The sequence below is a fragment of the Flavobacterium sp. GQ95 genome (assembly GCF_059758655.1).
The window spans coordinates 1-422 of record NZ_JCAXEB010000072.1; the positions used below are offsets into that span (position 1 = coordinate 1).

Here is a 422-nt window from a genome sequence, read left to right on the forward strand (position 1 = left end):
GCCACAGTTGCTGCACCGATCGTTTTTCCTGTTGAATTTACACTGCAATTTTTGGTAAAGTCCGCACCGGCATCTGCCAATACTAATTGGTCCACAGTAACCGTTACCATATCGGTAGCCGTACAACCCGTAGCGGTACTTGTTGTTGTTAATGTATAGGTAGTCGTCACCGATGGGTTGGCCGTTGGATTCGACACTGTTGCGCTCGTTAATCCCGCAGCAGGGCTCCACTGGTAAGTGGTACCTGCAACAGCGGTCGTTCCGATTGTTTTTCCTGTGTTATTAGCAGTACAGGTTTTGGTAAAGTCCGCGCCTGCATCTGCCGTAGGTACTGACTGGTCCACAGTAACGATCACCGTATCGGTAGCCGTACAACCCGTAGCGGTACTTGTTGTTGTTAATGTATAGGTAGTCGTCACCGT

At 49.5% G+C, this 422-nt stretch carries 1 pseudogene; it reads right to left on the reverse strand.

Going from position 1 to position 422, the window contains the following annotated elements:
- Window positions 1-422: pseudogene (locus tag AC6CH4_RS25980) on the reverse strand (hypothetical protein); the annotation flags it as partial.